At 67.6% G+C, this 23,314-nt stretch carries 21 protein-coding genes; 10 read left to right on the top strand and 11 right to left on the bottom strand.

Annotated features, from left to right (window positions below; translation table 11 throughout):
- Positions 1 to 5 precede the first annotated feature (5 nt).
- The 3 genes from AB4061_RS21775 to AB4061_RS21765 all read right to left on the bottom strand — a co-directional run bounded on the left by AB4061_RS21775 (position 6) and on the right by AB4061_RS21765 (position 2,435).
- Positions 6 to 389 carry a DUF2784 domain-containing protein gene (locus AB4061_RS21775; RefSeq protein WP_441637412.1) on the bottom strand — a complete coding sequence of 128 codons (384 nt, stop codon included), beginning with the start codon at positions 387 to 389 and terminating at the stop codon, positions 6 to 8.
- Positions 386 to 1,303, bottom strand: a complete 918-nt coding sequence (locus tag AB4061_RS21770) for a LysR family transcriptional regulator (RefSeq protein ID WP_441637410.1) — start codon at positions 1,301 to 1,303, stop codon at positions 386 to 388. Before AB4061_RS21770 ends, AB4061_RS21775 begins: the two co-directional genes overlap by 4 nt.
- 193 nt (positions 1,304 to 1,496) lie before the next feature.
- Entirely contained in the window at positions 1,497 to 2,435 is a 939-nt protein-coding gene (locus AB4061_RS21765; RefSeq protein ID WP_441637408.1) for a LysR family transcriptional regulator, read from the bottom strand.
- A 342-nt stretch (positions 2,436 to 2,777) separates the two neighbouring features.
- On the opposite strand from AB4061_RS21765, the gene AB4061_RS21760 reads away from it, so the two are divergent.
- Together AB4061_RS21760 and AB4061_RS21755 are read left to right on the top strand one after the other, a co-directional pair.
- Positions 2,778 to 4,091 carry an MFS transporter gene (locus AB4061_RS21760; RefSeq protein WP_441637406.1) on the top strand — a complete coding sequence of 438 codons (1,314 nt, stop codon included), beginning with the start codon at positions 2,778 to 2,780 and terminating at the stop codon, positions 4,089 to 4,091.
- Positions 4,092 to 4,146: 55 nt separating this feature from the next.
- A complete protein-coding gene (locus AB4061_RS21755; protein WP_441637404.1) occupies positions 4,147 to 5,358 on the top strand; it encodes a M20 aminoacylase family protein in 1,212 nt (403 codons plus the stop codon).
- Here AB4061_RS21755 and AB4061_RS21750 read toward each other — a convergent pair.
- Positions 5,343 to 6,278 (bottom strand): hypothetical protein, encoded by a 936-nt coding sequence (locus tag AB4061_RS21750; RefSeq protein ID WP_441637402.1) that lies wholly within the window; start codon positions 6,276 to 6,278, stop codon positions 5,343 to 5,345. The genes AB4061_RS21755 and AB4061_RS21750 overlap by 16 nt on opposite strands.
- A gap of 371 nt (positions 6,279 to 6,649) precedes the next feature.
- On the opposite strand from AB4061_RS21750, the gene gcl reads away from it, so the two are divergent.
- The 8 genes from gcl (at position 6,650) to AB4061_RS21710 (ending at position 18,509) form a co-directional block, all read left to right on the top strand.
- Positions 6,650 to 8,425: a glyoxylate carboligase gene (gcl, locus tag AB4061_RS21745; protein WP_441637401.1), complete on the top strand. Its 1,776-nt coding sequence runs from the start codon at positions 6,650 to 6,652 to the stop codon at positions 8,423 to 8,425.
- A 131-nt stretch (positions 8,426 to 8,556) separates the two neighbouring features.
- The gene (gene hyi, locus AB4061_RS21740; RefSeq protein WP_441637399.1) at positions 8,557 to 9,339 is read left to right on the top strand and encodes a hydroxypyruvate isomerase; all 783 of its coding nucleotides are present in this window, start codon (positions 8,557 to 8,559) and stop codon (positions 9,337 to 9,339) included.
- A gap of 171 nt (positions 9,340 to 9,510) precedes the next feature.
- Positions 9,511 to 10,437, top strand: a complete 927-nt coding sequence (gene glxR, locus AB4061_RS21735; RefSeq protein ID WP_441637398.1) for a 2-hydroxy-3-oxopropionate reductase — start codon at positions 9,511 to 9,513, stop codon at positions 10,435 to 10,437.
- Between the two features lie 88 nt (positions 10,438 to 10,525).
- A complete protein-coding gene (locus tag AB4061_RS21730) occupies positions 10,526 to 11,839 on the top strand; it encodes a glycerate kinase type-2 family protein (protein ID WP_441637396.1) in 1,314 nt (437 codons plus the stop codon).
- A gap of 81 nt (positions 11,840 to 11,920) precedes the next feature.
- Positions 11,921 to 13,399 (top strand): pyruvate kinase, encoded by a 1,479-nt coding sequence (gene pyk, locus AB4061_RS21725; protein ID WP_441637394.1) that lies wholly within the window; start codon positions 11,921 to 11,923, stop codon positions 13,397 to 13,399.
- A gap of 101 nt (positions 13,400 to 13,500) precedes the next feature.
- Positions 13,501 to 14,394, top strand: a complete 894-nt coding sequence (gene ypfJ, locus AB4061_RS21720; protein WP_441637392.1) for a KPN_02809 family neutral zinc metallopeptidase — start codon at positions 13,501 to 13,503, stop codon at positions 14,392 to 14,394.
- A 137-nt stretch (positions 14,395 to 14,531) separates the two neighbouring features.
- Positions 14,532 to 15,257, top strand: coding sequence for a TetR/AcrR family transcriptional regulator (locus AB4061_RS21715; protein WP_441637390.1), 726 nt, complete (start codon positions 14,532 to 14,534; stop codon positions 15,255 to 15,257).
- A 153-nt stretch (positions 15,258 to 15,410) separates the two neighbouring features.
- On the top strand, positions 15,411 to 18,509 hold the full coding sequence (locus AB4061_RS21710; protein WP_441637388.1) for an efflux RND transporter permease subunit: 3,099 nt from the start codon (positions 15,411 to 15,413) through the stop codon (positions 18,507 to 18,509).
- 238 nt (positions 18,510 to 18,747) lie between these two features.
- Here the strand turns inward: AB4061_RS21710 and AB4061_RS21705 are convergent, their stop codons facing one another.
- The 7 genes from AB4061_RS21705 to AB4061_RS21675 form a co-directional block, all read right to left on the bottom strand.
- Positions 18,748 to 19,101, bottom strand: coding sequence for a hypothetical protein (locus AB4061_RS21705; protein ID WP_174425811.1), 354 nt, complete (start codon positions 19,099 to 19,101; stop codon positions 18,748 to 18,750).
- A gap of 428 nt (positions 19,102 to 19,529) precedes the next feature.
- The gene (rnk, locus tag AB4061_RS21700) at positions 19,530 to 19,949 is read right to left on the bottom strand and encodes a nucleoside diphosphate kinase regulator (protein WP_043350617.1); all 420 of its coding nucleotides are present in this window, start codon (positions 19,947 to 19,949) and stop codon (positions 19,530 to 19,532) included.
- A gap of 540 nt (positions 19,950 to 20,489) precedes the next feature.
- A complete protein-coding gene (locus tag AB4061_RS21695; RefSeq protein WP_174425810.1) occupies positions 20,490 to 20,930 on the bottom strand; it encodes a Cd(II)/Pb(II)-responsive transcriptional regulator in 441 nt (146 codons plus the stop codon).
- Between the two features lie 100 nt (positions 20,931 to 21,030).
- Positions 21,031 to 21,408 (bottom strand): adenosylmethionine decarboxylase, encoded by a 378-nt coding sequence (gene speD, locus AB4061_RS21690; RefSeq protein WP_441637385.1) that lies wholly within the window; start codon positions 21,406 to 21,408, stop codon positions 21,031 to 21,033.
- Positions 21,409 to 21,418: 10 nt separating this feature from the next.
- Positions 21,419 to 21,586: a hypothetical protein gene (locus tag AB4061_RS21685; RefSeq protein WP_158001334.1), complete on the bottom strand. Its 168-nt coding sequence runs from the start codon at positions 21,584 to 21,586 to the stop codon at positions 21,419 to 21,421.
- Positions 21,587 to 21,592: 6 nt separating this feature from the next.
- Positions 21,593 to 23,113, bottom strand: a complete 1,521-nt coding sequence (locus AB4061_RS21680) for a DUF4178 domain-containing protein (RefSeq protein WP_441637383.1) — start codon at positions 23,111 to 23,113, stop codon at positions 21,593 to 21,595.
- A 21-nt stretch (positions 23,114 to 23,134) separates the two neighbouring features.
- A partial coding sequence (locus AB4061_RS21675) for an SHOCT domain-containing protein (protein WP_441637381.1) occupies positions 23,135 to 23,314 on the bottom strand: 180 nt, incomplete at its 5' end.

Here is a 23,314-nt window from a genome sequence, read left to right as displayed (position 1 = left end):
CGCGCTCAGGCGTGCTGACGCGTTCGCTGGCGCCGCATCCGGCGATAGAGCGCTACGTAGACCGCCAGGTTCAGCGCCAGCACCACGGCGCCAAGCACCATCTGGATCTCGCGCGTGAGGCCCTCGGGATAGATCAGCGCCAGCACGTAGTGCTGCACGAAATCCCCGCCATAGGCTTGCTGCCCCGCGCGCTGGCGCAGCGCATTTTCCAGCGGCGTGAGCGGGCAGATCCATCCGCTCCACTCCACCACCACGCCCCAGGCCGCTGCCGGCAGATGCAGCCAGGCCATGCGCGGCCAGCGCAGCACCAGCAAACCGCCCAGCATGACGAAGACAATAAAGGCGAGGTGAAAAAGGACGACCGCGTCCGCGAGCCACGCCGCCATCATCGTCCTTGCCGCCCGGTCCAGTAGCCCGGCACCGCGAACGCCGCCTTCAGGTGCTCGATAAAAAAACGGATCTTTGCCGGCACCGGCCGCTGCTGCGGGTACACCGCAAGGATGTCGTAATCGGGCAGCGCGTACTCATCCAGCACCGTGATCAGCTCGCCGCTCTCCAGCTGCGGCAGGATTTCCCAGGTGGAGCGCCAGCCCAGCCCCAGGCTCTCGCCCGTCCAGCGATGCAGCAGCTCGCCGTCGTTGCAATCCAGGTTGCCATTGACGCGCACCGTCACCGTCTTGCCGTCCTGCTGGAAATACCAGCCGCGCTGCTGGCCGCCCTGCAGGTTGAACGCCAGGCAGTTGTGCTGCGCCAGGTCGTCCAGCGTCTGCGGCACGCCGTGGCGCGCGAAGTAAGCCGGCGTGCCGCACACCACGCGCTTGTTGGTCGCGAGCTTGATCGCGACAAAGTTCGGATCGATGGCCCCGCCGATGCGGATGCCCACGTCATAGCCCTCGCGCACGAGGTCCACCACGCGGTCGGTCAGGTTGAAGGAAATCTGCACCTCGGGGTTCGCCGCCAGGAACGCTGGCGCATGCGGCGCCACATGCTTGCGCCCGAACGCCGCCGGGGCCGACACGATCAGGTGGCCGGTCGCCTTGTGCTTGCCCTCGGCGATCAGCATCTCGGCCCGGTCCAGGTCCGCCAGGGCCTTCTTGCACTGCTCCATGAACGCCGCGCCCTGCTCCGTCACCACGATGCGCCGCGTTGAGCGGTGCAGCAGCTTCACGCCGATGCGCGCTTCCAGCGCATTGATGCGGCGCCCGATCATCACCGGCGTCACCCCCTGCGTGAGCGCGGCGGCGGCCATGCTGCCGTGTTCGATGACGGCGATAAAGGCTTCGATCTGTTTTAGCTTGTCCATGCTGTGTGTCTCCTGGGCATCATTGTGGCGCATTTGACGGCGGCGGGCATGTGCTGGGGGCTATGGGGGCGATTTGGGTGGGGGTATGAGGCATAAGGCATGAGGCATGAGGCGGGAGGCCCGGACTTGGGCTCCGCATCGGCCATTCGTATCCGATCAAGCGCTCGGGCGCTCGGGCAATGCATCACTGCGCTCACCTGCCCGCACGCACCGCGGGCCGCCCTCGCGGCATCGTTTGCGCGCAGCGCCGTACCTCCTTGCTGAATTCGGCGCAGGCGTGGGTCATCAGGTCTTCCGAGCGGTAGACGAGGAACACGCGGAACTCGGGTAGTTCGTCGCTGATCGGCAGGCGAACCAATGTCGAAGGATCGAGCCGCAGCGGGCCGGTGCCGTCGAAGACGAAGTCGGACCACATGCTGATCAGGTCGGTGCGCGTGGCCAGCTGCAGGCCGAGCAGGTTGGAGGCGCTCTGCACCACGCGCTTGGGCATGTCGAGGCGGTGCAGCCGCATCACGCTGGCGAGCGGGCTGCCGGGGTCGTCGAGCGGGTCGAGGACGAGCCAGTCGGCGTCGAGCAGCGGCCGCAGCCGACGTACCCGCCGCAGGGGATGGCCGGCGCGCACGGCCAGCGACATTCCGGTGGAAAACAGCGGTTCCCACTGGAAGGCGCCGGTGCCGGGGCCGCTGTTGGTGGAGATCAGGCCGAGGTCGAGCCGGCCTTCGCGCAGGCCTTCGAGGATCTGTTGCGGGCGCAGCTCGGAGCCGCGCAGCGCGACGTTGGGAAAGCCCTTGCGGAACGCGGCCATGGCGTCGGGCAGCGGGCCGCTGGAGGCCACGGCGGTGAAGCCGATGTTGAGCTGCGCGTCGGCGTGGCCGCGGATGGCTTCGATGTCTTCCAGCGCATGCCGCAGTTCCTGCTCCACCAGGCTGGCGCGCTTGACCAGCGCCACGCCGTAGGCGGTCAGGCTGACGCCGCGCACGGAGCGCGACATCAGGGTGACGCCGAGTTCGCGTTCCAGTTCGGCGATGGCTTTGGACAGCGCCGGCTGCGACACATGGAGACTGCGCGAGGCTTCGTGGATGCTGCCGTGCTGGGCCACTGCCAGCAGGATGCGTAGTTGCTGCAGCTTCATCTTGGCTCTTCCTCCTTTTGTGTTTTCCCTGGCGCCCCACAACGGTGCGCGCCGCCCCGCAGCCGTGCGCCGAGCGCCGTTGGCGGCACTACGGCGCGTACCCGGTGCTGCGCCGCGAATGCCCATGGCACAAGGCTTCTCGGTACTTGTACCGATAGCGGCGCGACGGTGGTTATGACGGCGATGCCATTTGGTTATCAGGATGAAAATATATGATTTTTGGCTTGCCGTGTTTGCCTCAATACTTCATCGCCAGGGAGTCCCCACATTCCCGCGATGGATGCCCGGCAACCGCCGGCCTCCACGGCCCCCGCCCCCTCAACCAGTTCGTGGAGATCCGACATGAACGATGCCACCCTGCCTGCGGCGCCCTCGCTGGCCCCTTCCCAGGCCACGCCCGCAAGCCCGGCGCGCCAGAGCCAGTCCCGCCTGATCGCCGCATGCTCGATCGGCAATGCGCTGGAGATGTACGACTTCACCGTCTACAGCTTCTTCGCGCTGCTGATCGGCAAGCTGTTCTTTCCGTCCGATAGCGCATACGGCTCGCTGCTGCTGGCGGTGGCGACCTTCGGCATCGGCTTCGTGATGCGGCCGCTGGGCGGCTTCGTGATCGGCAACTACGCGGACCGCCGTGGCCGCAAGGCGGCGATGACGCTGACCATCGGGCTGATGGTGGTTGGCACGATGTGCCTGGCGTTCGCACCGACCTACGCGTTCGCTGGGTGGTTCGGGCCGGTGATGATCGTGGCCGGACGCCTGCTGCAGGGCTTTTCGCTGGGCGGCGAGATTGGCGCTTCCACCGCCATGCTGATGGAGTCCGGCGGCGTCAAGGGGCGCGGCTTTCGCGTCAGCTGGCAACTCGGCAGCCAGGGCATCGCGGCGACGCTGGGCGCGCTCACGGCCGCCATTCTTTATGGCGTGCTGCCACAGGCTTCGCTGGAGAGCTGGGGCTGGCGCATGCCCTTCGTGCTGGGCCTGCTGATTGCGCCCGTGGGGCTGTATATCCGCGCTCACCTGGACGAGACGCACACGGCCGAGGCGCACGCGCCCAGCCCGCTCGGCACGCTGTTCCGCGAGCATGGCGGCACTGTGGTCAAGGGCATCCTGACCATCATCGGCGGCACGGTCGCCACCTATCTGGTGGTGTACTTCATGCCCACCTACATGATCCGCGAACTGCATCTGCCGCCGTCGCTGTCGCTGCTGTCGGGCTGCGTGACGGGTGTGGTGTGCCTGGTGATGTCGCTGGTGGCCGGCACGCTAGCCGACCGCCTGCCGCGACGCAAGCCGCTGGTGCTGGGCTCGATGGCCTTTACGCTGGTGTGCCTCTATCCCGCGTTCTGGCTGATGACCCATTACCCGAGCGTGCCGCTGGTGCTGTCGCTGTCCGCGCTGCTGACCGCCAGCGTCTACCTGGGTTCCACGCCGATGCTGCTGATGATGATGGAACTCCTGCCGGCCCGTGTGCGCGCCAGCGGCCTGTCGGTGATCTATGCGGTTGGCGTGACGGTGTTCGGCGGCTCCTGCCAGTTCATCGTCACCTGGATGCTGGCCAAGACCGGCAACCCGATGGCACCTGCCTTCTACATGATGGCCTGTGGCGCGGTGACCATCCTCACGGTGCTGACCATCCGCGAAAACGCCCAAGCGCATTGAGCGCTTCCCTCCTCTCCCCGGCCAGGCTGGCCAATTTGCAGCAAAGGATAAATACATGACCCGCGAACCGACACTGACGCCCTTCCAGTTGCTGCCGCACCTGCTGCCGGCGATCCAGATCGATGCCGAGACCTTTATCGGCATCCGCCGCCAGATCCACGCCCAGCCTGAACTCGGCTTCGAGGTTGGCGCCACCAGCAAGCTGGTGGCCACCTTGCTGGAGAGCTGGGGCTACGAGGTGCACACGGGCATCGGCAAGAGCGGCGTGGTGGGGCAGTTGAAGCTGGGCAACGGCAAGCGCCGCCTGGGCATTCGCGCCGACATGGATGCGTTGCCGGTCGTCGAGGCCACGGGCCTGCCGTATGCCAGCAAGATCCCGGGCAAGATGCACGCGTGCGGCCACGACGGCCACACTGCCATCCTGCTGGCCGCCGCCAAGGCGCTGGCGGATAGCCGCGATTTCGATGGCACCCTCAACCTGATCTTCCAGCCCGACGAGGAGAACCTCTGCGGCGCGCGCGCGATGATCGAGGATGGCCTGTTCGCGCGTTTCCCGTGCGATGCCGTGTTCGCCTTGCACAATATGCCAGGCGTGCCCGCCGGCACCTTCCGCGTGCTGCCCGGCCCGGTGAGCCTGTCGTCCGACGTGGCCGACGTGACCATCAAGGGCGTGGGCGGGCATGGCGCCATGCCGCACCGCGCGCGCGACCCGATCGCGGCGTCGGCAGCCATCGTCACCGCGCTGCAGACGGTGGTGGCGCGCAATGTGGCGCCGGACGATACGGCCGTGCTATCGGTGGGCTTTATCCGTGGCGGCGCCACGCACAACGTGATTCCGGAATCGGTCACGCTGGGCCTGAACGTGCGCGCGGCGCGCCCGGAGACGCGCGCGCTGGTGGAGCAGCGCATTCGCGAGATTGTCAGCCTGACCGCGCAGGCGCACGGCGTGGAAGCGCACATCGACTATCGCCAGCTCACGCCGCCGATGGTCAACACGGTGGCCGAAACAACGCTGGCGCAGCAGGTTTGCGCCGAACTGGTCGGCACGGACAAAGTCGTGACGCAAGCCCCCAAGGGCCTGAACGGCAGCGAGGACTTTGCGTGGATGCTGAACGAGGTGCCGGGCTGCTACCTGATCCTCGGCAACGGCGAAGGCGAGTTTGGCGGCTGCATGGTGCACAACCCGGGCTACGACTTCAACGACCAGGTGCTGCCGCTGGGCGCGGCTTGCTGGGTCCGGCTGGCCCAGACTTACCTGGCGAGCTGAGGCAGCGGAGGCAGCGTGGGCGGCCCCGCTGCTGCGTGGTCCGCGTGCGCCGCGGCATCCTCCTCTGGCGAGGTGGCGGCTGCATCCCCGGGCGCGCTTGCCTGGAGGACTTCGGGCGGTACCGGCGCCGGAGATGGGACTGCGGATGCGGGCGCTGCAATGGGTACGGCGGCGGCCACTTCCGGTGCCGCCGCGCGCCGCGCCGGCGCCGGCGCTTTATTGCCCAACTGCGCGCTGATCTCCGCCGCTTCGCCCAGCACGTAGGCAAGCCTGCGCAACGGCCGGCTGACCTGCAATTGCAGGAAGACCGCCAGCGCCGCGCCCGACACGAAGACAAGGCCGTAGAGCGACAGCAGCGGCAGCAGGCTGCCGCCTTTGCGCGGCAGCTCGAACAGGCCCGTGACCAGCACCAGGGCGGCCGGGCTCACCGCGATCAGCAATCCGATCGTCTTCGCCATGCCCTCCCACATCCGTAACTGCACGTCCACCCGTCGCGCCTTGGCACGCAGCGCCTGGGCCGGGACGCGCGCCAGCGAGCGCAGCAGCGCGCTCTCCGCCTCATCGTGCCGGTCGACCTGATCGGCCAATGCCCCGAGCGGATCGCGCAGCCTGCGCGCGAGCGCCGGCAGGTGCGTGAGCAGCAGCGCCGCCAGTCCCGCCACGCTGCCGCCCAGCAGCCTATAGACCAGCCGCGCCAGCCATGGCGCTGGCGTCTGCTTGATCTGGTACTTGGTGTACAGCACCGCGCCGGCCACTAGCAGCGCAGCCACCGAACAAGCCCAGAACAGCACCAGCAGGCCCCGTTGCAGCCGCATCAGGTTCATGGCGGCCGTGGGCGAACCGGCGGTATCGGATGCGGCGGGCGGCTTGCGCTTGAGCGCGTCAAGCAGCTCGCGGGTGGGAGGGAGCCTGGTAAGCATGGCAGTCTGGTTGGCAATAGGTGGTTCCTGCGCCATGCCCTGGCACTGAGACTGGCACTGGCGCAATACCCGTACATTGTCGCCATTTAGCCGGTGCGCAGGGTGCGCGCCGGGGCCGCCGGGCGGCCTTTTCCCGCAAATTCCCACGTATCGTTGCCGTCACACAACGTCGTTCGATGACACTCGCCAGACCGCGTCGGGCGGCCGTGTTTTCTGCCTCGGGCACCCTGATTCGATATCACGAGTATCGAATCAACTGATCTCCCTTCCCTTTATCCCAACCCGCTTGCGGGAATAGCATGGGCTCCAACAGTGATTCGCAGCCATCCATAGCCATTCACCAAACATCGCATCAACGATTGGAGACAGACATGCCGAAGATGAGAGCAGTTGACGCGGCCATCGCCGTGCTGGAAAAAGAAGGTATCACCACCGCGTTCGGCGTGCCCGGCGCCGCCATCAACCCGTTCTACTCGGCCATGCGCCGGGCCGGCACCATCGACCATTTCCTGGCGCGCCACGTGGAAGGCGCCTCGCACATGGCCGAAGGCTACACCCGCGCCGAAGCCGGTAATATCGGCGTGTGCATCGGCACCTCGGGCCCCGCCGGCACCGACATGATCACCGGCCTGTACTCGGCCTGGGCTGACTCCATCCCCATCCTCTGCATCACCGGCCAGGCGCCGCGTGCGCGCCTGTACAAGGAAGACTTCCAGGCCGTCGACATCGAATCGATCGCCAAGCCGGTGACCAAGTGGGCGGTGACCGTGCGCGAGCCGGCGCTGGTGCCGCAAGTGTTCCAGCAAGCCTTCCACCTGATGCGCTCGGGCCGCCCGGGTCCGGTGCTGATCGACCTGCCGTTCGACGTGCAGGTCGCCGAGATCGAGTTCGATCCGGAAACCTATCAGCCGCTCGCCCCGTACAAGCCGGTTGCCTCACGTCCGCAGATCGAGAAGGCCATCGCCATGCTCAACGCGGCCGAGCGCCCGCTGATCGTGTGCGGCGGCGGCGTGATCAACGCCGACGCGGCCGAGCTGCTGGTTGAGTTCGCCGAGCTGGTCAACGTGCCGGTGGTCCCCACGCTGATGGGCTGGGGCGTGCTGGCCGACGACCACCCGCTGCAAGCCGGCATGGTTGGCCTGCAGACGTCGCACCGCTACGGCAACGCCACGATGCTGGCATCGGACTTCGTGCTTGGCATCGGCAATCGCTGGGCCAACCGCCACACCGGCAGCATCGAGGTCTACACCAAGGGCCGCAAGTTCGTGCACGTGGATATCGAGCCTACCCAGATCGGCCGCGTGTTTGGCCCGGACCTTGGCATCGTCTCCGACGCCAAGGCCGCGCTGGAGCAGTTCGTGGAAGTGGCGCGCGAGATGAAGATGGCCGGCCGCCTGCCGTGCCGCAAGAGCTGGGTGGCGGACGTGCAAAAGCGCCGCCGCACCATGCAGCGCAAGAGCGATTTCGACAACGTGCCGGTCAAGCCGCAGCGTGTGTACCGCGAGATGAACCAGTACTTCCCGCGCGATGTGCGTTACGTGTCCACCATCGGCCTGTCGCAGATCGCCGCCGCGCAGTTCCTGTCGGTCAACGAGCCGCGCCACTGGATCAACTGCGGCCAGGCCGGCCCGCTGGGCTGGACCATTCCCGCCGCGATCGGCGTGAAGGTGGCCTCGCCGGAATCGGACGTGGTGGCCATCTCTGGCGACTACGACTTCCAGTTCATGATCGAAGAACTGGCCGTGGCCGCGCAGTTCAAGGTGCCGTACATCCACCTGGTGGTGAACAACTCCTACCTCGGCCTGATCCGCCAGGCGCAGCGCAATTTCGAGATGGACTACTGCGTGCAGCTGGCCTTCGACAACGTCAACTCGCCCGAGCTCAACGGGTACGGCGTGGACCACGTGAAGGTGGTGGAAGGCCTGGGCTGCAAGGCGATCCGTGTGTTCAAGCCGGAAGACATCGCGCCGGCCTTTGCCGAAGCGCGCGACCTGATGGCCGAATTCTCGGTGCCGGTGGTGGTGGAAGTGATCCTGGAGCGCGTGACCAATATCGCGATGGGCACCGAGATCGACAACATCAACGAGTTCGAGCCGATCGAAGACATCGAGGAAGCCATCCTCAAGGAAGAAGTGGAAACGGCGTAAGCACAGCAGGCTGACAAGCGCGGGCCACGAGCCCGCGCGCAGCGCTGCATCCCCGCTGTATTCGTTGACGCGCCCCCCAATCACCGCATCCGCGCGAGCGGAATCACAAGACAAGTCATCCGGAGACATCCATGCCAAAACTTGCCGCCAACCTGACCATGCTGTTCAACGAAGTGGCCTTTCTCGACCGCTTTGAAGCCGCCGCGCGCGCGGGCTTCCGCGGCGTGGAGTTCCTCTTCCCCTACGCCTTCCACGCCGACCAGATCGCCGACCGGCTCAACCGCTTCCAGCTCGACCTGGTGCTGCACAACCTGCCGGCGGGCAAGTGGGAAGCAGGCGAGCGCGGCATTGCCTGCCACCCGGACCGCGTGAGCGAATTCCAGGACGGCGTGGGCGAGGCAATCAAGTACGCCAAGGTGTTGGGCGTGCGCCAGCTGAACTGCCTGGTCGGCATCCAGCCGCAGAACGTCAAGCAGGATCAGGCACAGGAAACGCTGGTGGAAAACCTGCGCTTCGCGTCGCGTGCGCTCGCCGCCGAGCAGATCGACCTGCTGGTCGAGCCGATCAACACGTTCGACATCCCCGGCTTCTTCCTGTCGCGCACGCAGCAGGCGCTGGACCTGATCGCGCAGGTCAACGCGCCCAACCTCTACGTGCAGTACGACATCTATCACATGCAGCGCATGGAAGGCGAAATCGCCGCCACGCTCAAAGCCAAGCTGCCGAAGATCAAGCACGTGCAGCTGGCCGACAACCCGGGGCGCAACGAGCCGGGCACCGGCGAGCTGAACTACCACTTCCTGTTCAAGTGGCTGGATGAGATCGGCTATGGCGGCTGGGTCGGCTGCGAGTACAAGCCGCGCACGACCACCGTCGAAGGCCTGGGCTGGCGCGCGGAACACGGCGTGCAGTAATTGCTGTTCATGCTGCGAGCGCGCGGCGCTGGTTTGCTCCCCTCGCCCGCTTGCGGGAGAGGGGGCAACAGCCGGTCGTCATGGCAGGCGGCGCTGGCGCATCCGGTGGCTTCGTTCAACGCTCCAAACATCACCAAAACAGATTTCAACATCCCATCAAGGAGACATCACATGGCAAACCAACGCAACGTCGGCTTTATCGGCCTGGGCATCATGGGCGCACCGATGGCGGGCCACCTGCGCGCGGCCGGCCACACGCTGTTCGTGCATGACGTGAACCCCGCACCGCAAGCGCTGGTCGATGCCGGCGTCACGGTCTGCACCAGCGCCGAGGAAGTGACCAAGCGCGCGGACATCATCGTGATCATGGTGCCGGACACTCCGCACGTGGAAGCCGTGCTGTTCGCCGAGAAGGGCGTTGCCGCCGCGCTCAAGGGCGCCGGCAAGGAAGCCGCGCACGGCAAGATCGTGGTCGACATGAGCTCGATCTCGCCGATCGCCACCAAGGACTTCGCCGCGCGCGTCAACAAGCTCGGCGCGGCCTACCTGGATGCACCGGTGTCCGGCGGCGAAGTGGGCGCGAAGGCCGCATCGCTGACCATCATGGTCGGCGGCCCGCAAGAATCGTTCGACGAGGTCAAGCCGCTGTTCGACCTGCTGGGCAAGAACGTGACGCTGGTCGGCGGCAACGGCGACGGCCAGACCACCAAGGTGGCCAACCAGATCATCGTGGCGCTGAACATCCAGGCCGTGTCCGAAGCACTGCTGTTCGCCTCCAAGGCGGGCGCCGATCCGGCGCGCGTGCGCCAGGCGCTGATGGGCGGCTTCGCGGCTTCGCGCATCCTGGAAGTGCACGGCGAGCGCATGGTCAAGCGTACCTTCGATCCGGGCTTCCGCATCGAGCTGCACCAGAAGGACCTGAACCTCGCGCTGCAAGGCGCGAAGGCGCTGGGCGTGGCACTGCCCAACACCGCCACCGCGCAAGAGCTGTTCAACACCTGCGCCGCCAACGGTCTGGGCAAGCAGGACCACTCTGCCCTGTGCCGCGCCATCGAGATCATGTCCAACCATGAGATCGCCAAGGGCGGCGCCAAGTAAGCCAGCAGCACCATCATGGCCTGCCTCGGCAGGCCAGCATCACTCCCGGCCGCTCGCGGCCGGGAACGCAGCACTTCCGGATCCCGTCATGCTCGCCACCGATTCCTACCCTACCCTGCTGGCGCCCCAGCGCCCTGCCGGCCTCACCGATCCGCGCGCCCTGCTGCGCGACCTGTTCGATACCGCGGTTGCCGCCGTCAGCGCCAGCCACTGCCTGCCGCCGCAACTGCCCACGCCGCCCAAGGGCCGCACGGTGGTGATCGGTGCCGGCAAGGCCGCCGCCGCCATGGCGCAGGCTGTCGAGGCGCACTGGCAAGGCGAGATTTCCGGACTGGTTGTGACCCGCTACGGACATGGCGCGCCGTGCCAGCGCATCGAGGTGGTGGAAGCCGCGCACCCGGTGCCCGACGAAGCCGGCCAGCGCGCCGCGCAGCGCATGGTGGCACTGGTCAAGGACCTGACCGCCGACGACCTGGTGCTGTGCCTGATCTCCGGCGGCGGCTCCGCGCTGCTGGCCGCGCCGGCCGACGGCATCACGCTTGCCGACAAGCAAGCCGTGAACAAGGCCCTGCTAAAGAGCGGCGCCAACATCGGCGAGATGAACTGCGTGCGCAAGCACCTGTCGGCGCTCAAGGGCGGCCGGCTGGCATTGCACTGTGCGCCCGCACGCGTCGAGACCCTGTTGATTTCCGATATTCCCGGTGACGATTCCACGCTGATCGCCAGCGGCCCGACCCTGCCCGACGCCACCACCTGCGCCGACGCGCTGGCGGTGATCACCAAGTACGGCATCGAAGTGCCCGCCAATGTGCGTGCCCACCTGGAGAGCGGCGCGGGCGAAACACCCAAGCCCGGCGATGCGCGCTTCGACGGCCATCGCAGCGTCACGCTGGCCACCGCGCAGCAATCGCTGGAAGCCGCGGCGGCGCGCGCGCGCGAGCTGGGCGTTGAAGCCCACATCCTGTCCGACAGCATCGAGGGCGAATCCCGCGATGTGGCGCTGGTGCATGCCGCCATCGCGCGGCAGGTTGCACAGCATGGCCAGCCGTTCAGCAAGCCCTGCGTGATCCTGTCCGGCGGCGAGACCACGGTGACGGTGCGCGGCAGCGGCCGCGGCGGGCGCAATGCCGAATTCCTGCTCGCGCTCGCGGTCGCGCTGGACGGCCTGCCGGGCGTGCATGCCATTGCCTGCGACACCGACGGCATCGATGGTTCCGAAGACAACGCCGGTGCGTTGCTCGCCCCCGATACGCTGACCCGTGCCGAGGCGCGTGGACTATCCGCGCGCGCGCACCTTGGCAACAACGACGGCTACGGCTTCTTCGCCGGCCTGGACGACCTGATCGTCACCGGCCCGACCCGTACCAATGTGAATGATTTCCGCGCCATCCTGATTGTGTAGGCGAGCAAGCGGGTATGCCACGTGTTTGAACAACGGCGCGCCCATCGCGGCGCGCCGCCCGAGATTGGAAGAGGAGACAAAATGAGACGCCAGCGCAAAGCCAAGATCGTTGCCACGCTCGGACCGGCCAGCACCGACATCGATGTGATCCGCCAGTTGTTCGAAGCCGGGGCGGATGTATTCCGCCTGAACTTCAGCCACGGCTCGCACGACGACCACAAGCGCCGCTACGATGCCGTGCGCCAGGTCGAGGCCGAGACCGGCCGCCCCATCGCCGTGCTGGCCGACCTGCAAGGCCCCAAGCTGCGCATCGRCACCTTCGCCGCGGGCAAGGTGGCGGTCAAGGCCGGCGACGCGTTCGTGCTCGACAGCGATCCCAGCCCAGGCGACGCCACCCGCGTGCACCTGCCGCATCCGGAGCTGTTCCGGGTGGCCGCGCCGGGCCAGTCGCTGCTGATCGACGACGGCAAGGTGCAGTTGAAGATCGAGGCGGTGGCCAGCGGCAGCATTGCCACGCGCGTGGTCAACCACGGCACGCTGTCCGACCGCAAGGGCGTGAACGTGCCCGACGCCGTGATCCCGATCCCCGCCCTGACCGAGAAGGACCGCAAGGACCTCGACTTCGCACTGGCGCTGGGCGCTGACTGGATCGCGCTGTCGTTCGTGCAGCGCCCGGCCGACATCGTGGAAGCGCGCGAGATCATCGGCACTCGTGCCGGCGTGCTGTCCAAGATCGAGAAGCCCGCCGCGCTGCAGCAGCTCGAAGAAATCGTGCGCGTGTCCGACGCGGTGATGGTGGCGCGCGGCGACCTGGGCGTGGAACTGCCGCCGGAACGCGTGCCGGGCGTGCAGAAGCGCATCTTGCGCATCTGCCGCCAGCACGGCAAACCCATCGTCATCGCCACGCAGATGCTGGAATCGATGATCGATTCGCCGGTGCCCACGCGCGCCGAAGCGTCGGATGTGGCCAGCGCCATCTATGACGGCGCCGATGCGGTGATGCTGTCGGCCGAGTCGGCCAACGGCCGCCACCCGGTGCCGGCGGTGGCCATCATGAACCGCATCATCACCGAGGTCGAGCGCGATCCGCTGTACCGCAACCTGCTGGACGCGGGGCATGAGGCGCCGCTGTCCACCCGCCAGGATGCGATCTGCGCGGCGCTGCGAGAGGTCACGCAGATCATCGGCGCGGTGGCCACCGTGACCTACACCTCGTCGGGCTCCACCGCGCTGCGCGCCGCGCGCGAGCGGCCGTGCGCGCCCATCGTCAGCATCACGCCGAACCTGGAAATCGCGCGGCGGCTGGCGCTTGCGTGGGGCGTGCATTCCACCGTCAGCCCGGACGTGCAAAGCGTGGACGAGATGGTGAATGCGGCAACCCGCGCGGCGCTGGCGGAGGGCTATGCCGAACCCGGCGACCAGATCACCATCGCGGCAGGCATGCCGTTTGGCCAGGGCGGCACCACCAACCTGCTGCGCGTGGCCGAAATCGGTGGCGCGGAGCCGGGCAAGGCGCAAGGGCAAGCGGCTGCCAGCACGGCACCGGCGGTTACCGCCTGATACACCGCACGCATGCGCTGGCGGCATTGCCGTTGCTATACTGATTGACACGCTGCGGCCACCTTTTTGCCGCGGCGATCAACCAGTAATGCGGAGCCACCATGCGTCTCGACGACGAAGCCGAAAGCCAGAATGTAGAAGACCGCCGGGGTGAAGGCTCCGGCGGTTTCGGCGGCTTTGGCGCGGGGCCCAAGACGCTCGGCATCGGAACCATCCTGGTGGCGCTGGCGGCGTCTTATTTCTTTGGCATCGACCCCTCCGTGATCATGCAGGGCGCCTCGGTGCTGCAGGGCTCGCAGCAGCAAGCGCCGCAACAGCAGCATGTGCCCAGCCATCCCCCCGCCAAGGACCAGATGACGGTCTTCGTGCGCAAGGTGCTCGGTAACACCGAACGCACCTGGTCGCATATTTTCGAGACCGATCTCAACCGCCGCTATGCGCCGCCCACGCTGGTGATCTTCTCGAACGTCACGCCTACCGCCTGCGGCACGGGCCAGTCGGCCATGGGGCCGTTCTATTGCCCGGGCGACCAGAAGGTCTATATCGACCTGGCCTTTTACGATGAATTGCGCCAGCGCTTTGGTGCCGGCGGCGATTTTGCGCAGGCCTACGTGATTGCCCACGAGATCGGCCATCATGTGCAGAACCTGCTCGGCGTGTCGGGCAAGGTCGACGCCGCGCGCCGCCGCATGGGCGAGGCGCAGGCCAACCAGCTGTCGGTGCGCGTGGAACTGCAGGCCGATTGCCTGGCCGGCGTATGGGCTGCCACCGCGGAGCGCATGAACCAGCAGCTGCTGGAGCCCGGCGATATCGAAGAAGGCCTCAAGGCCGCCGCCGCCATCGGCGACGACCGCCTGCAAAAGCAAGCCCAGGGCTATGTCGTGCCGGAGGCGTTCACCCACGGCACCAGCGAGCAGCGTACGCGCTGGCTGCGCCAGGGCCTGACCAGCGGCGACATCCGCAAGTGCGACACCTTCGCGGCCAAGCAACTCTGAGCCACGCATCCGGCTGACTGCGCAGCGCCCGGCCCTCTCCCCCCGGGGCAGCGCCCTCCTCGCTGGTAGGGCTTTTTTGTGCTGAATTAGGCATGTAAACGTTGTTTACAAAGTGAGCGGCGTTTATAATCGCGGCCATGTCCGCCACCCGCCCACCGCAATCCAGCCTGTCGGCCCCGCCCGTGAACGTGCCCGCCACGCCGGTTGCCGTAGCTGACGCGCCCGCTGCGGGGCCCAGCGGTGCCAAACTGCGGCGCGAAAGTGTGCGCGAAGCCTTTTTCAATGCTGCCCGCGCATTGTTTGCCGAGGCGGGATTTGGCGGCGTCACGCTGCGCCGCGTCGGCGAGCGCTGCGGCTATAGCGCGGCCGCCATCTACCGGCATTTCGAAGACAAAACCGCACTGCTGTTCGAGCTGTGCGCGCAGGACTGGGTACGCCTCGCGGCGGCGCTGGCCGACGCGCGCGCCGCCGCGGGCACACCGGCGCTGGCGTTGCCGGCCGTGCTCGATGCCTATGTGGCGTGGGCCCTGGCCAACCGCCACAGCTATCACCTGCTGATGATGATGGGCCTGCCGGCCGACGCCGAGCGCGCGATTGACCTGCGCTGGGGCGAGCGTTTCCCGGAAGACCCGGTGAACGCGGTGCTGATGGCCTGCGTGCATGACCAGCAAGCCACCGCGCTGATCGATTCAATGTACGACCCCGGCGATGTCGCCAACGCGCTGTGGACTGCCGTGCACGGGCTGGCCGCGCTCGATATCACGTTCGAGCACCTGCCCCACGAGGACTGGCAGCCGCTGGCGCATCGGCAGCAGGTGCTGCTCGCGGCGCTGCTGCGCGGCTTCTCCCGACCGTCCCGCTAGAGCGACGGCCAGACACACTTCCCCCACAGCGTTTGTGCCACGCTGCCCGGCGCGTTTCACCGCTCGCATCTCGCGGTGCCCACGCGCCGGATCCGTTCCACCGCGCGGGCGCGGCGGCTAGCTGCCGCGCCCGCGCAAACAATCCAATGTGCCATGGCGTCCTTTTTTCTTCGCCGGCCCGCGTTCGCGTGGGTTATTGCCATCCTCACCATGGTGGCGGGCCTGATCGCCCTCACCCGCATTCCCATCGCGCAGTATCCGGCGGTGGCGCCGCCCACCGTGATCGTCTACGCGGACTATGCCGGCGCGTCGGCGCGCACCGTGGAAGATGCGGTGACCGCCGTGCTGGAGCAGCAGATGCACGGCATTCCCGGGCTGCTCTACCTGGATGCCAGCAGCGAGGGCGGCGCCGCCACCATCACGCTGGGCTTCCGCCAGGGCACCGATGCGCAGCTGGCGCAGGTCAACGTGCGCAACCGCGTCATGCAAGCCGAGCCGCTGTTGCCGGAGGCGGTGCGCCGCGGCGGCATCTTCGTCGACCAGGCCGGCAGCAGCCCCTTCATGTATGTCTCGCTGGTGTCGCAGAACAGCCAGCTCGACGAAACCGCGCTTGGCGACTTTGCCGCCGCTTCGGTGCTGCCGATGCTGCGCCGCCTGCCCGGCATCGGCAAGGCCGAGCCGTACGGGGCCGAGTACGCACTGCGCATCTGGTTCGATCCCGACAAGCTCAATGCCTACGGCCTTACGGCCGCGGACGTCGAGCAGGCCATCAAGGCGCGCAACGGCGACGTCACCCCGGGCCAGCTCGGCGGCGCGCCGGCGGTGCCGGGCCAGCCCTACCAGGCACTGGTGCGCCCGCCCCGGCCGCTCGCCGAGCCGGAGGCCTTCGGCCAGATCGTCGTGCGCGCCGGCGGCGACGCCTCGCTGGTACGGCTGCGCGACGTGGCCCGGGTGGAGCTGGGCGCCAGCGACTACCGCTACAGCTCGCGCCACGACGGCCAGGTGGCCGCCTCGATCGGCCTCAAGCTGGCAGACGGCGCCAACGTGCTGGCCACCTCGCGCGCGGTGCGCGCCGCGCTCGACGAAGCCGCGCGCGGCTTCCCCGCGGGCATGCGCTACGAGATCTCATCCGACAATGCGCAGTTCGTCGAACGCTCGATCTGGCGCGTGCTGACCACGCTGGGCGAAGCCACGGCGCTGGTCTTCCTGATCCTCTACCTGTTCCTCGGCAACCTGCGCGCCACGCTGATCCCGGTGATCGTGGTGCCGGTCTCGCTGCTTGGCACGGTGGCCTGCCTGTACGCGTTCGGCCTGTCTCTGAACGTGATCACGCTGTTCGGCGTGGTGCTGGCGATCGGCATCCTGGTCGACGACGCCATCGTGGTGGTGGAGAACGTCGAGCGGATCATGCGCGAAGATGGCGTGGACGCCATGGAGGCGGCGGCCCGCTCGATGCGCGAAGTGTCCGGCGCGCTGGTAGGTGTCACGCTGGTGCTGTGCGCGGTATTCGTGCCGATGGCGTTCCTGGGCAGTGCGGTGGGCGTGATCTATCGGCACTTCGCCATCACGCTGGCGATCTCCATCGCCTTTTCGCTGTTCTTTGCGCTATCGCTGGCGCCGGCCATGTGCGCCAGCCTGCTGCGCCATGCCCCGCACCCGCAGCGCGGCCCGCTGGCCTGGTTCGAGCGCGGCTTCACGGCGCTCACCGCGCGCTACGCCGGCTGGGTACTGGCACTGCAGCGGCGCCGCCTGCGCTGGCTGGGCATCTACCTGGCGCTGGCGGTGGCCGGCGGCGTGCTGATGTGGCAGATCCCCGCCGGCTTCCTGCCGGAGGAGGACACCGGCGAACTGGTGATCGATATGGAGCTGCCCGCGGGCGCCACGCAGGCGCAGACGCGCGCCACCGTGGCGGCGCTGGAGGCGTGGCTGAAAGCAGGCAAGTATCCCGTGCGCTCGACCTTCGCGGTGCTGGGCTGGAGCAATTCCGGCAACGGCGAGCAGCGCGCCAGCATGTACCTGGCGCTGCGGGACTGGTCGGAGCGCGGCGCCGACGAACGCGCGGACGCCGTGCTGGCCAGGCTCCAGGCCGGGCTGGAAGCGTGGCCCGGGCGGGGACAGGCGCAGCTGTACGCGTATAACGGTGCGGCCTTGCCCGAGCTGGGCAGCACCGGCGGGCTCGACATGCGGCTGGTGGCGCAGGCCGGCTCCGGGCGCGAAGCGCTGTTTGCCGCGCGCGACAAGCTGCTTGCCGCCGTCAAGGATGAGCCGTCGCTGGGCGAGGTGCGCGCCACCACTGGCCAGCCGGCGCCGGCGCTGGACCTGCACATCGACTATGAGCGCGCGCGCAGCTTTGGCGTGGAGCCGGAGGCCATCCACCATGCGCTGTCGGCCACGCTGGGCTCGCGCTATATCGACGAAGTGGCGCGCGAAGGCCGTATCCGCCGGGTGATCCTGCAAGCGGATGCGCCTTACCGCATGGACCCGGCCAAGTTGTCCCGCGTGCATGTGCGCAATGCCAGCGGTGGCATGGTGTCACTGGGTGCCTTCGCCGAACTGGCCTGGGGCAAGGGCGAAGCGACGCTGGAGCGGTTCAACGGGCTTGCCTCGGTGCGCATCAACGCCGAAGTGGCGCCGGAACACAGCACCGGCACTGCCATGGAACGCCTCACGGCCAGGGTGCGCGAGCTGGGCGGCGCCTACGACGTGCGCTGGACCGGACGCGCCTTCGAGCAGCAGCAAAGCGGCACGCAGGCGCCGTGGCTGTTCGCCTTGTCGATGTTGTTCATCTTCTTGTGCCTGGTGGCGCTCTATGAAAACTGGACCTTGCCGCTGGCAGTGCTGCTGATCGTGCCGGCGGGCCTCGTTGGCGCGCTGGTGGCGATCTGGCTGCGCGGCATGCCGAACGACGTCTACTTCAAGGTGGGCGGCGTGGTGATCATGGGGCTGGCGGCCAAGAACGCCATCCTGGTGGTGGAATACGCCGAGCAGTTGCGCCGCGGCGGCATGGACCTGCTGGAAGCCGCCGGCCAGGCCGCCCGCCAGCGGCTGCGCCCGGTGGTGATGACCTCGCTGGCCTTTATCCTGGGCGTGGTGCCGCTGGCGATCAGCACCGGCCCGGGTGCGGCCGCGCAGCGCGCGGTAGGCACCGGGGTGCTGGGCGGCATGCTGGGCGCTACCGTGATCGGCTCGCTGGCGGTGCCGCTGCTCTATGTCCTGATCGGGCGCAGGCGTGCCGGGCGCGAACGGGAATGACAAGGCGCGTGCCGGCCAGCGGCGTTCGGGTAGTTCGGGGTAGTCGGGGCGAGGATCTTGCGAGGCTGCCGGAGGAGAAACGAAAGGCAGCTAGTGCGGGGAGCGGCGGGTAAAAATCACCCACCCGGCGGGAGAGAAAAGGAGGAGGAGGTCAGCCGGGCAGGTGGGAGATAAAACGGGGAGCAAAAGTGTCACCTGGCGGCCACCAGAGTGGCCGCCAGGCAACACGGGGTCGGTTTCAGACCCGGTAGCCGTACAGCGAGCCGTCGCCGCCGCGCGAGTTGTCCAGCGAGCTGGCTGCGATCTCGCCACGGAAAGCGCCGCGGGCGCCGTCGGTGAACGTGTCGAACTTGCCAGCCTTGGCACCGTCGGTGAACGTGTCGAACTTGCCGGCCTTGGCGCCGTCGGTGAACGTATCGAACTTGCCGGCCTTCGCGCCATCGGTGAACGTATCGAACTTGCCGGCGCGCAACGCGTCGGCGTACACGTCGAACTTGCCGACCTTGCTGTTGGCGGGGGCTGCCAGTGCCGCGGCCGACGAGGCCACCATCAGCACGGCGAGAGCGCTGCCAAGGATGCGTTTGGCATTCATTTGGGACTCCTTCAACTGATTGTGTCGTTCTTGTTTTTAATTTGCTGTACTAGCCGCCCCGGCAAATCTATGTTGCGCTGCAGGCACGGACTGAAGATTAGTGGCTTGGCGGGCAAGGAGAAATACCACTGCGACGAATGGTGCGTTGCGAGTCGTGAAACGCTGGAACGTCGGACGAACGGCGCGGATTGGCCGCCCGATGGCGTGACGGGAGGGCTTGCGAGGGGGCGCGGCGGGTGGCCGAAGCGATGCCTGATGGCCCGCCAGCCCAGGCCTGAGGCCGGTCGGCAGGCGAGCAGCCAGCTAGCGGGCTAGCGTTTGGCAGGATGGGCGGCGCTGATTAGCGCGCGCCGGGGCCGGTGCCCTGAATCGGCCTTGAGTCGGCCTGAAAATGCCCGAAAAGTGCTGGATAAGCTTTTGACCAGGCCTTAGACGGTGTACTGGCCGTTGGCTTCGGGCTGGAAAGACAACTCCACCACGGTGACGCTTTGCTCACGTCCGTCCGGCAGGCGGTAGCTCACGGTCTGCCCGGCGCGCGCGCCCAACAGCACACGGCCGATCGGCGACAGTACCGACAGGCGGCCTTCCTCGAAATCGGCAGTATCCGGATAGACCAGCGTCCAGCGGCGCGGCGTGGCCTCGCCCTCCAGCGCGCACAGCAGGCTGGAGTTCATGGTGACCACATCCTTGGGAATCGCCTCGGCCGGCACGATGGCCGCGCGCTCGAGGATGCTGTCGAGCATTTCGGCCAGCGGCGCGGCGCCGGCGCGGCCTGCGATGCGCTCCAGGCGGGTCACGTCAAGCTCGGTCAGGTAAAGGGTCGGTTGTTGTTTGGACGATGCCGTCATGATGAATCCTCGCAAAGTGGCGATGCGGCGACCCGGAACGGGCTGGAGCGATCCGTCGGGGATCGGCTCCTGGCGTTGCCAGGTCATGAAATAAGGTGGGCCGTTACCGGCGGTCAGTACCGGCGGGAAAACCGCGAACACGAACAGGGAGTGACTCGGCCCGGTTCAGCGTATGCCTGCGTGGGGGGAAACGTCAGGCTGGGAACCGGGCGGGATCAAGCGGTACGCTGATCCGGCGGCAGGCAATCGCCTGTTTGGCTTGTGCGCGCGGCGCCTGGACTGCGCGCGCGGTCGCGCCAGCCTGCCCGATAGGGGCAAGCTCGACAGCAATCGGCGACAGGCAGCAAGGCGTCATTGGGTGCGGCAGCAATTGGAATGGAAAATCGGGAAAGCGTGTCATACGGCGAAACTGGCGAGAGCAATGGCTCACTCAACGGCTTCACCGCGGGCTCGGCCCGCCGCTTTTTTCACCAGCTTGGTGCGCGGCAGGTAAAGGGATCGTAGCATAGCCGGCACCTTTCAGGCACCGGGGCGCAACCCTTACGCGTGGCTCTGCGGATGCGGATGGCATTCGCAGGCGGCGCCGGCGGCGGCCTGCTGCAGGTTCTGCAGGATGCCGCATTCGCTGGCCGGATGGGGCTGGTCGCAAGTATGGCGAAGTGCCCGCAACTGCCCTTCCAGCGCCTCCAGCGCCACGCGCTGGGCGTGGATCTGCTCGATCTGGCGATCCAGCAGGCTGTTGATGTCGTCGCACGCCAGTGTCGGATCGCGCTCGAAATCGCGCAGCCGGCGCACGTCGGACAGGCTCATGCCGAGGGAGCGGCAGTGGCGCACGAAGTTCAGCTGCAGCAGGTGGCCGTCGCCGTAGCGGCGATAGCCGTTGTCCTCGCGCTGGGGCGCGTCGAGCAAACCTTCGCGCTCGTAATAGCGGATGGTTTCCACGTCGCAACTGCTGTGTTTTGCAAGCTCACCGATACGCATGCGGACTCCAGGTCACTCCTGATCATGCCAAATACCCTGTAGTAATTACGGGGTTACCAGGCAGTGTAGACCATCGCGGCAAGCCTTGCCAGCTTCGTGCTCAGCCTGGCGCCGGGCCTCGCGCCTGATCGCGCAGCGTGAGCGCGCGCGGCACGAAGGCCGCGCGCATCACCTCCACCGCCAGTTCGGGGCGGGCGGCGCCGCACATGAACACATCCACGGCGGCAAAGCCGTACTCGGGCCAGGTATGGATGCTGATGTGCGATTCCTTGAGCAGCAGCACCCCGGTCACGCCCAGCCCCGGCCCGAAATGCCGGAAGCGCGCGTCGACCACGGTGGCGCCGGCGGCCTGCGCCGCCTGGTAAAGCACGTGCTCGACCAGTGCGGCATCGGCCAGCAGATCGCTCGCCACGCCTTGCAGGTCGGCAAGCAGGTGGTGGCCGAGCACGGCCGGGCAAGGCAGGGCTGGCGCGTTCATGGCCACCGGCTCATTTGTGGCCGCCGCCGGAGGACCAGCCGCTGGAGCCGGAGGAACCGCCGCTCCAGCCACGCGAGCTCGCGTATCCGGACGAGCCTGAACCGGTGGATTCGCCGATGTTGAAGAAGGTCGTGCCGAACAGCACGATGATGCCGTAGACGAGATAAAGCAGGCGCACGCTGACTCAATCCTTTCCGGCCCAGCGCTGGACCAGCCAGATCGGCACCCAAAGCAGCAGGAAGCCGATGACGATAGTGAACCAGCCACGATCGGTGACGAGCGCCACCGGGACGTTGAGGATGGCGAGGAGGATGGCGTAGACCTTGGCGCTCTTGCGGCAAAAGGCGAGGTCGGCGCTATTGCCCGCAGCCGAAGCGCGCGCTGCCTGGGGCGCGCGGGCGGCCTCGGCCAGCCCCGGGCTGGACTTGAACCACTGCGCCAGCTGCGCGCGCGCAACAGTGGTGGACAAAGTCCAGACGATCTCCGTGCCGGAGGTCTCGCGCGTAAGCCGGCGCGCCGGCTTGCCGAATTCGGTCAGGCGCGTGGTGTCGCCCACCTTGACGCGCCAGTTGAAGGTGCCGGCCGCGTACAGCACCTCGCTCTTGTAGTCGTAGCCTTGCTGGAACGTCTGGCCCTGGTAGCTTGCGGCCGTGCCGGAGACCATGCGCGGCCAGGTGTCCAGCACCTCGACCCGGTCCCAGCCGCTGTCCTGCTCCACCAGCCACATCAGGCCGCGCTGCTCGTTGAACAGCAGATACTCGACCCAGGTGGAGGCTTCGTCCTCGTCATTGTCCGTGCACTGCATCAGGCCCAGCACCGTGTACGGCTTGCCGTCGATGTTGCCGATGTCGCCCGGGGCCAGGCTGGTCTTGAGCGCATCGAGCTCACGCTGCTTTTCCAGCACCAGCGCCGTGGAAGTGGAGCAGTCGATCTCGCTGTGGCAACTCGGGCAGACCACGAAGCTGGCCACGCCCGCGCGGTAGGCGATCGGGCCGCCGCAGCCCGGGCAGGCCAGCGGCACGGCCTTGCCGCGGTAGCGGTCAGCGGTGCCGGCGATCTGGTCGGCCTCGCGCAGCAGCTGGCATTTGAGCTGGTCGAGCGTGACCGCCTGGCCGGTATAGATGGCAGCCGGATCGCCGTCGGCGTAGTCGAGTGTGAGGAAACGGCCTTCGTCGCGGAAGTCCGCAACCTGCGCGGTCCAGCCGGCGCCTACCGTGAACGGCAGCTCGCCCTGCCCGCCGGTGCAGCGCGCGCTGCGCACGTCGCTGGCCAGGTAGCGATGCTTGTCGAAGTACAGGGGCGTGCCGGGCGTGAGCTGGTCATAGCGCGGCAGCGCCACGCCGTTAAGCTGGGCGGCGGACTGCTCGGCGGTGACGCGCCGGGTCAGCATGTACTGGCCGGAGGCATCCGCCAGCCAGCCGTCGCTGCCGTCGTCGAACAGCACGTACCACTCGTTCCACAGCCCGGAGTCGTAGCGCAGCTGGATGCGGCCGACCAGGGTGAAGCCCTGCCCGTCCCACTGGCCCGAGGTGTGGATCTGCAGCGGCGTGTAGTCCTCCAGCACGGCGGACATCTTGCCGATGTCCTTGACCGTGTCGGCGTCCTTGAGCAGCGTGCTGTGGCAAAACTCGCACACCACCATCACCGCGGCTGACGAGCGGAAGGCCGCCGGCGCGCCGCAGCTTGGACAGTTGATTGCTTGCATGCTTAAGGGATAGGGGCGCGCTCAGCCGATCAGTTTCTTGAGGATCTCGGCCTTGGCGGTGTYGAACTCCGCCTGGGAGATCAGGCTCTTGTCGAGCAGGTCCTTGAGCTTTTGCAGGCGTGCGGCCGGATCGTCGGCGGGCGCGGCCGCTGCGGCCGGCGCCGCTGCCGCGGCGGGTGCGGCAGGCTGGACGCCCGCGGC

The sequence above is a fragment of the Cupriavidus sp. YAF13 genome, from assembly GCF_052113425.1.
Lineage (GTDB): Bacteria > Pseudomonadota > Gammaproteobacteria > Burkholderiales > Burkholderiaceae > Cupriavidus.
Note: the sequence above shows the minus strand (reverse complement) of the source record. Positions and strands in the feature narration are given on the sequence as shown.

What these genes read in the sequence shown, in the direction of transcription:
- AB4061_RS21730 (WP_441637396.1), top strand. Translation starts at nt 10,526, where the DNA reads ATGCTCGCCACCGATTCCTACCCTACCCTGCTGGCGCCCCAGCGCCCT.
- AB4061_RS21750 (WP_441637402.1), bottom strand. Translation starts at nt 6,278, where the DNA reads ATGCTTACCAGGCTCCCTCCCACCCGCGAGCTGCTTGACGCGCTCAAG.
- gcl (WP_441637401.1), top strand. Translation starts at nt 6,650, where the DNA reads ATGCCGAAGATGAGAGCAGTTGACGCGGCCATCGCCGTGCTGGAAAAA.
- AB4061_RS21695 (WP_174425810.1), bottom strand. Translation starts at nt 20,930, where the DNA reads ATGCGTATCGGTGAGCTTGCAAAACACAGCAGTTGCGACGTGGAAACC.
- ypfJ (WP_441637392.1), top strand. Translation starts at nt 13,501, where the DNA reads ATGCGTCTCGACGACGAAGCCGAAAGCCAGAATGTAGAAGACCGCCGG.
- rnk (WP_043350617.1), bottom strand. Translation starts at nt 19,949, where the DNA reads ATGACGGCATCGTCCAAACAACAACCGACCCTTTACCTGACCGAGCTT.
- AB4061_RS21760 (WP_441637406.1), top strand. Translation starts at nt 2,778, where the DNA reads ATGAACGATGCCACCCTGCCTGCGGCGCCCTCGCTGGCCCCTTCCCAG.
- AB4061_RS21680 (WP_441637383.1), bottom strand. Translation starts at nt 23,113, where the DNA reads ATGCAAGCAATCAACTGTCCAAGCTGCGGCGCGCCGGCGGCCTTCCGC.
- AB4061_RS21765 (WP_441637408.1), bottom strand. Translation starts at nt 2,435, where the DNA reads ATGAAGCTGCAGCAACTACGCATCCTGCTGGCAGTGGCCCAGCACGGC.
- AB4061_RS21755 (WP_441637404.1), top strand. Translation starts at nt 4,147, where the DNA reads ATGACCCGCGAACCGACACTGACGCCCTTCCAGTTGCTGCCGCACCTG.
- speD (WP_441637385.1), bottom strand. Translation starts at nt 21,408, where the DNA reads ATGAACGCGCCAGCCCTGCCTTGCCCGGCCGTGCTCGGCCACCACCTG.
- AB4061_RS21715 (WP_441637390.1), top strand. Translation starts at nt 14,532, where the DNA reads ATGTCCGCCACCCGCCCACCGCAATCCAGCCTGTCGGCCCCGCCCGTG.
- AB4061_RS21775 (WP_441637412.1), bottom strand. Translation starts at nt 389, where the DNA reads ATGATGGCGGCGTGGCTCGCGGACGCGGTCGTCCTTTTTCACCTCGCC.
- glxR (WP_441637398.1), top strand. Translation starts at nt 9,511, where the DNA reads ATGGCAAACCAACGCAACGTCGGCTTTATCGGCCTGGGCATCATGGGC.
- AB4061_RS21705 (WP_174425811.1), bottom strand. Translation starts at nt 19,101, where the DNA reads ATGAATGCCAAACGCATCCTTGGCAGCGCTCTCGCCGTGCTGATGGTG.
- AB4061_RS21770 (WP_441637410.1), bottom strand. Translation starts at nt 1,303, where the DNA reads ATGGACAAGCTAAAACAGATCGAAGCCTTTATCGCCGTCATCGAACAC.
- hyi (WP_441637399.1), top strand. Translation starts at nt 8,557, where the DNA reads ATGCCAAAACTTGCCGCCAACCTGACCATGCTGTTCAACGAAGTGGCC.
- AB4061_RS21710 (WP_441637388.1), top strand. Translation starts at nt 15,411, where the DNA reads ATGGCGTCCTTTTTTCTTCGCCGGCCCGCGTTCGCGTGGGTTATTGCC.